Source organism: uncultured Schumannella sp. (assembly GCF_905479755.1).
Lineage (GTDB): Bacteria > Actinomycetota > Actinomycetes > Actinomycetales > Microbacteriaceae > DCRR01.
The window spans coordinates 167,372-173,420 of the sequence record NZ_CAJQNT010000010.1 but is presented as its reverse complement, the minus strand read 5'-3'; the positions used below and the strand labels follow the sequence as shown (position 1 = coordinate 173,420).

The 6,049-nt window shown below is 68.0% G+C and carries 8 protein-coding genes; all 8 read right to left on the bottom strand.

The features are described 5' to 3' along the window. On the bottom strand, positions 1-1,200 hold a 1,200-nt coding region (locus QZ258_RS03775), incomplete at its 3' end, for a cation-translocating P-type ATPase (RefSeq protein WP_294179143.1). After that, positions 1,197-1,550, bottom strand: coding sequence for a helix-turn-helix transcriptional regulator (locus QZ258_RS03770; RefSeq protein WP_294179142.1), 354 nt, complete (start codon positions 1,548-1,550; stop codon positions 1,197-1,199). The genes QZ258_RS03775 and QZ258_RS03770, both read right to left, overlap by 4 nt. Before the next feature lie 114 nt (positions 1,551-1,664). Next, entirely contained in the window at positions 1,665-2,228 is a 564-nt protein-coding gene (locus tag QZ258_RS03765) for a signal peptidase II (protein WP_294179140.1), read from the bottom strand. Continuing rightward, positions 2,218-3,714 carry an apolipoprotein N-acyltransferase gene (lnt, locus tag QZ258_RS03760; RefSeq protein ID WP_294179139.1) on the bottom strand — a complete coding sequence of 499 codons (1,497 nt, stop codon included), beginning with the start codon at positions 3,712-3,714 and terminating at the stop codon, positions 2,218-2,220. The genes QZ258_RS03765 and lnt overlap by 11 nt, the downstream gene beginning before the upstream one ends. A gap of 86 nt (positions 3,715-3,800) precedes the next feature. Then, positions 3,801-4,175, bottom strand: a complete 375-nt coding sequence (locus tag QZ258_RS03755) for a DUF6804 family protein (RefSeq protein ID WP_294179137.1) — start codon at positions 4,173-4,175, stop codon at positions 3,801-3,803. Beyond that, positions 4,172-4,807, bottom strand: coding sequence for a copper resistance CopC family protein (locus QZ258_RS03750; RefSeq protein ID WP_294179135.1), 636 nt, complete (start codon positions 4,805-4,807; stop codon positions 4,172-4,174). The genes QZ258_RS03755 and QZ258_RS03750 overlap by 4 nt, the downstream gene beginning before the upstream one ends. A gap of 30 nt (positions 4,808-4,837) precedes the next feature. Continuing rightward, positions 4,838-5,044, bottom strand: coding sequence for a hypothetical protein (locus QZ258_RS03745; RefSeq protein ID WP_363181953.1), 207 nt, complete (start codon positions 5,042-5,044; stop codon positions 4,838-4,840). Between the two features lie 51 nt (positions 5,045-5,095). Beyond that, complete coding sequence (locus tag QZ258_RS03740; RefSeq protein ID WP_294179162.1) at positions 5,096-6,046, bottom strand: cytochrome c oxidase assembly protein; 951 nt, start codon at positions 6,044-6,046, stop codon at positions 5,096-5,098. Positions 6,047-6,049: the final 3 nt, after the last annotated feature.

Below are 6,049 nucleotides of genomic sequence, written 5' to 3'. Positions count from 1 at the left end.
GTCCGGGTCGACGGTCTCGACGGCGACGACCTCGGGGCGGCCGCGGGTGAGTGTGCCGGTCTTGTCGAAGGCGAGGAGCTTGATGGTGCCGAGCTGCTCGAAGGCCTCGCCGGACTTGATGACGACGCCGAATCTGCTGGCGGCGCCGATCGCGGAGATGACCGTGACCGGGACGGCGATCGCCAGCGCGCAGGGCGAGGCGGCGACCAGGACCACGAGTGCGCGTTCGGTCCAGGTGAGCGGGTCACCGACGATGAAGCCGAACACGACCACCAGGCCGGCGAGGATCAGCACGGTCGGCACGAGCGGCTTGGCGATCCGGTGCGCGAGGCGGGCGCGCTCGCCCTTGCGGGCGTTGGCCTGCTCGACGAGCTCGACGATCTTGGTGAGCGAGTTGTCTCGGCCGTCCGCGGTGGCCTCGAGCTGCAGGGAGCCGGTGCCGTTGATCGACCCGGCGGGCACCGTGTCGCCGGGGCCGACCTCGAGCGGGATTGACTCTCCGGTGATCGCGGAGGTGTCGATGCTGCTTCGCCCGCTGACCACGATCCCGTCCGTGGCAACCCGGTCGCCGGGGCGGATGACGAGGATGTCAAGCTCGCGAAGCTCGCTCGCGGGGATAGTGACCTCGCCGGAGAGCCGCGAGAGGGTGGCGGTCTCCGGGATCAGCGACAGCAGCGCGCGCAGCCCGGAGCGGGCGCGGTCCATCGCGCGGTCCTCGAGGGCTTCGGCGATCGAGAACAGGAACGCCAGCGCGGCCGCTTCTCCGACGTGGCCCAGGAGCACCGCGCCGAGGGCGGCGATCGTCATGAGCAGGCCAACGCCCAGGCGGCGGCGCAGCAGCCGCCTGATCGCGCCTGGGACGAAGGTGGCGGCGCCGGCGAGGAGGCTGCCGGCCAGGACGATCGTCGCCGGCAGTTCGATCCCGGACCATTCCAGGCCGTAGCCGACCGCGAGGAGCAGGCCGGAGGCGATCGGCAGGAGCAGGTGCCGGTCGCGCCACCACGGCACCAGCTCGTCGCTGTCGCCACCGTGGTCGTGCTCGTCGTCCTCGTCGTGGTCGTGCGCGTCGTGACCGTGCGCGTCGGCCGCGGCGTGCTCGTCGACATGGCCGGCCGGACCGGCGGTGGTCGCGTCCCGGCGGGTCAGGGTGAGCCGCTGGGGCTCCACACCGTCCTCGGGGCCACAGCACTCGCGGCTCATGCCGGCACCCCGCAGCACAGCGGCACGTCGCAGTTCTCATCCGTGCAGGCCACGCCGTCGTCGACGGCGAGCACGGTGTCGACCAGCGCGGACAGGGTGCGGGTGACGTGCGGGTCCGCGATTTCGTAGCGGGTCTGCCGCCCCTCCGGGGTGGCGACCACGATCCCGCAGCCGCGCAGACACGCCAGATGGTTCGACACGTTCGAGCGGGTCAGCTCGAGGTCGCGGGAGAGCTCGGCCGGGTATCCGGGGCGTTCGAGCAGGCTGAGCAGGATGCGGGAGCGGGTGGGATCGGCCATTGCGCGGCCGAGGCGGTTCATCACGTCGATGCGCGAGGCTATGGTCAGCATGTAATGACCATACAGTGATCGCTGTATAGCCGCGAGGTCTTTGTCATCACGGGGCTCGACGTCGGTCAGACCTCGCGCAACTCCTCCGCCCTGACGCCCAACAGGGTGGCGATGCTACTTGCGGGCAGTCTTCTCGCGAATGAATAGGGATGTCGCCGCCCATGCGATCATGCCGCAGACGGTGAGAATGTCGCCGACGTTGAAGATGGCGAACCAGTCCACAGCGATGAAGTCGACAACGGTCCCGGATAGCGGCAGGCCCTCGGCTCGACTCACGCGGTCGTACATGTTTCCCCAGCCGCCTGCGGCTACCGCGGCGAGCAGTAGCACACGCCGCCGCGGTCGGCCGCTCACGATGGCCCAAGAGATCCACGACGTGAGGGCGAGAAGGATGACGAGGATTGCGATTGCGACCACCGGCCCGAGATTCGCCCCGAGGCCGAAGGCCACACCGGGATTGAATGCGAGACGAAGGCTGACGGTAGGCAGAAGCGGGATCGCTGCGCCATCGGCCAAAGCTGAGAGCGCCCACGACTTCGTGAGTTGGTCGGCGGCGATTCCTGCCGCGAAAATGAGCAGCGCGGCCGCTCCCAGCCTCAATCGAGCGGTGGCGGCCGCGCTCCCGCCCATTGCTCGGCCGCCGACGGAAGGAGCCAGGCGGTCGGTGTCATCGTCCATGGGCAGGTGCTCCAATCGCGGCGGATGCCGCTGTCGCGGAAGGGCGGCGCCAGGGAAGTGCGGCGAGCAGGGCGCCCACGCCGAGGCCGGCCAGCAGCCACTCGAGCCTCTGACCGATGAGGGAGGCCGGGGTGAGAGTTTCGACAAGATCGACGTCGCTGACGATGCTGCCCGCGGTGTGCCAGGGCAGCTGCTCCACGATGCGGCCGTCCGGGGCGATGACGGCGGTGAGTCCAACCGTCGATACGTTGACGACGGTGCGCCCGAGCTCGAGGGCGCGGACTCGGGCGATCGCGAGCTGCTGCGCGCTCTGATCGGTGCGGCCGAAGTCCGCATTGTTGGAGGCGGCGACGATCAGCTGCGCGCCCTGCAGCACCGAGTCGCGGAGCACCTGATCCTCGACGATATCGAAGCAGATGTTCACGCCCACCGGGACGCCGCCGATGCCGAAGATGGGGTCGGTGGTGCCCGGTGTGTAGTCGCGTTGCACCAGGTCGATCAGCTCCGGGGCGAAGGGACGCCAGAAGGCGCGGGCGGGCACGTACTCGCCGAAGGGAACGGGGCGCTTCTTGTCGTAGAGGTCGACCGCACCCTGCCCGGCCTGCCACAGGATCTGCGTGTTGTAGGTGAGCCCGCCCCGCTCGGTAATCGCCCATCCGACCAGCGGAGCATCCGCTTCACCGGAGATCCGGTCGAAGACGGCCGCCGTGTAGATGTCCTCGAGTGGGCTGCGGTCGGTGGAGCCTTCCGGCCAAAGCACGGCGTCGAGGTCGGGATCGAGTATGGGGAGGGTGGCGGCGAGCTGCGCGGCGAGGAGGTCGCCGGGACTGCGGTCGTCGAAGTACCCGGCGGGGCCGTTGCCCTGGATGGCGGCGATCCGCAGCGTGCCGACGGGCTCGAGGGACCAGCCCGGCACCGCGACCAGGATCGTTGCGACGATCACGGGCGCTGACAGGCGGCGCAACGGGTCCACCGCGGATAGCCGTAAGGCGTCGATGATGAGCGCGACGAGAAAGACCATGAGGAAACTCACGCCGGCGATGCCAACCCACGGGAACAGTTCCTTGATCGGGCTGTCCGACTGGGACATCGCGACCCGTCCCCAGGAGAACCCCCCGTAGGGCCAAGTGCTCGAGATCGCCTCGCGGAGGGTCCAGAGTCCAGCGATCGTGGCCGCCGGCAGCAGAAGCCGGCCGGCGGGCCAGGCCCGAGGCACCCATCGCCACGCGAGGGTGATCGTCACGCAGCCGAGAGCGAAGAATAGAGCCTGCAGGACCACGAGCGCGGACATCGGCAGAGGGCCGAGGAATAGCGACGCCCACTGAATCTGGGCCAGGTAGAACGAGCCGCCGCCGACGAATCCGACGAGCAGAGCACTAGCAGCCCTGCGGCCGATAAGCGCGACCAGGATGAGGCCGATGCCGACGAATGCCAAGGGCCAGATGTCGCGATCCGGGAAACCGGCGTCAAGGACGACGCCGGCCATCGCAGCAACCGGCAGAGCGGCCCATAGCGGCAGAAGGACTGGGCGGTGGACCATCCGGCCGGGCGGGTTCGGGTTCTGAATCTCAGCTACTTCCATGCGCGGCGCGGGCGCTCGGCGTCGGCCGAGGTCGGCACCTTGACGAAGATGCCGATGATGATGAACCCGAGCGCAGCGATGTACTGGCCGGCCAACCACCACGGCCCTGTGAACTCGAACGGGACGACCGGATTCCAGACCACGGCGATCGCCAACAGAATCGGCAGCCACCACCATTGCCGCGCCTGGAAGGTGAACCAGGCGATGACGAGCGCCATGATCGCGAGGACGTACCGGATAATCACGAAGGAGTCGCTATCGACGAGCGCGACTCCCACAACCGCCACGATGCCCGCCAGCAAGCCGGGGGCGAGCGCCGTGCGGTGGAATGATGACCGTCCATAGCGGGCCTGTTGTTGTGTCATTCGGGTTGCTTCCCCCGGCTGGCCTCTCGGCGACGCTGGCTCCGCGCCCCGAGCACGGCGACCAGGATCGCGGAGGCGACCAGGAAGGCGACGAGTCCGCCGCCAAAGACCCAGAGCCCGGTCACGGTGCGGCTCTCATCCGCATCCCCGGAGGCACCTTCCTCAGCGGTGCTGTCGTCCTCGCTGCCAGTTCCGCACGGAGCACTCGTGGCGCCAGGGGCGGCGACCGCGCCGGTCGGCTTCTCATAGACGAAATCGAAGGTGTCGGAGGTGATGTGAGCGTCTGAGGAAGCCACTTGCCAGCGAATCTCGTAGGTCCCCGACTCCCCAAGTGCCACCGCCGTTGACGCCGTTGGGCCGTCCCGCTGCACGCAGTCGAGGTTGTAGTAGAGATCGTCCTGCCCTACCACCTGGATCGCGAACGCCCCGTTGGAGTCCCCGATGTCCAGCAGCTCATCGCTGAAGGTCAACGAGACCGTCTCGATCTCAGACGTCGCTGTGCTGCCGGCGGCCGGCGAGCTGGACACGAGGCCGTCATGTGCAGCTGCCGGGGATGGGACCGCGACGAGCAGGGCGATCGCCGCGCCGGCGATCACGATGGCGGCGGCGGGACGGAGGGAGTACGTGTTCACAGGGGCTCCATATTTCTCGTAGTGGTCGTGCTACTCGTTCTCAGCTGCTTCGGCGGACTCAGGTGTAGCCGCAGCGCGGCGAGTGCGCTCCTCGACCTCGATCTGCGCATAGGCGCGGCGCTCGGCCCGATCGGCCCGAACGATCACTCGGATGATGAACCAGAACACCAGACCCAGCAGGATGGTCGGCGAGACCGACCACAGGGCGTTGAGCCACCAGTTCTCGATGGGAAGCATGGCGTTGGCGGACTCTCCTCGTGATCTTCTCGGCTGGTCCGGGTGCGCTCATTACGGCGCCTCCCGTGGTGGACGCTTCTCCTCGCGCCGGTGGAGCTGCGCGAGATACTCGTTGTAGGCATCGAGGTCAGGGTCGCCGTAGCGAGAGGCCCGAATGTCCGCCGCCGCTGCCTTGGATGTGTCGTCGCGGAACCATCGCTGAAGGATGTAGAGCAGCATGAGAACGTTGGGGCCCTCGCCGTATGACCAGGCGAGACCGCCCGCGATCCCTTGGTCTGCAAGGGGATCGACACCCAGCGATGGCGGCGGGCTTGCGAAGGAGTCGAGGAGGAGGTAGGGGCTCATCATCAGGAACACGCCGAAGAAGGCGTGTAGTGCAACCTCGACGGTGAGGTCGATGGCGCGTGCGGGATAGGACATCCTGATCGGAAGCGGGTCGTTGCTGAGGATGGGGAGCGTGAAGAACATTCCGGCGACCAAGAAGCCGAGCTCCAGGCCGAGATGGCCGAAGGGAAGGGCGAGGATCGGGTCGGCGAGATTCATGAGGTACAGCCCATAGAAGGACAGCAGGAACAGGGGGACGGTGAAGGCGGGGTGCAACAGCCAGCGTGCGACTCGGCTGCGGAGGCCGTGGAACGCGACACGTAGAACGATGCGGCCCCACCCGCGATGCGGGGTCGCACGCAGAAGCAACGTGCCGGGGGAGCCCAGGACCAGCAGCGCCGGGACGAGCATCATCAGGGTGAGCTGCTGGAACATGAACACCGAGAGCATGACGTAGCCGTAGCCCTCGACCCCGAGGCCGGTGACGAGCACGATAGTCAGGCATCCGAGCAGGAAGGTGATGGTTCTGCCGACCGACCAGGGCCGTCCGGTCGCCCAGAGTCGGATGGCACCCAGCAGATAGAGTCCCGCCAGTATGAGGCCGATGAGGGGGAGGAGCGGTAGCGGCTGCAGATTCGGGGCGAGGAACTGCCCGATGTCCGGCGGGGCATCGGGGATGTT

Excerpts from the sequence above, each read along its gene's own strand:
- QZ258_RS03770 (WP_294179142.1), bottom strand. The coding sequence starts at position 1,550 with ATGCTGACCATAGCCTCGCGCATCGACGTGATGAACCGCCTCGGCCGC.
- QZ258_RS03765 (WP_294179140.1), bottom strand. The coding sequence starts at position 2,228 with ATGGACGATGACACCGACCGCCTGGCTCCTTCCGTCGGCGGCCGAGCA.
- lnt (WP_294179139.1), bottom strand. The coding sequence starts at position 3,714 with ATGGCCGGCGTCGTCCTTGACGCCGGTTTCCCGGATCGCGACATCTGG.
- QZ258_RS03755 (WP_294179137.1), bottom strand. The coding sequence starts at position 4,175 with ATGACACAACAACAGGCCCGCTATGGACGGTCATCATTCCACCGCACG.
- QZ258_RS03745 (WP_363181953.1), bottom strand. The coding sequence starts at position 5,044 with ATGCTTCCCATCGAGAACTGGTGGCTCAACGCCCTGTGGTCGGTCTCG.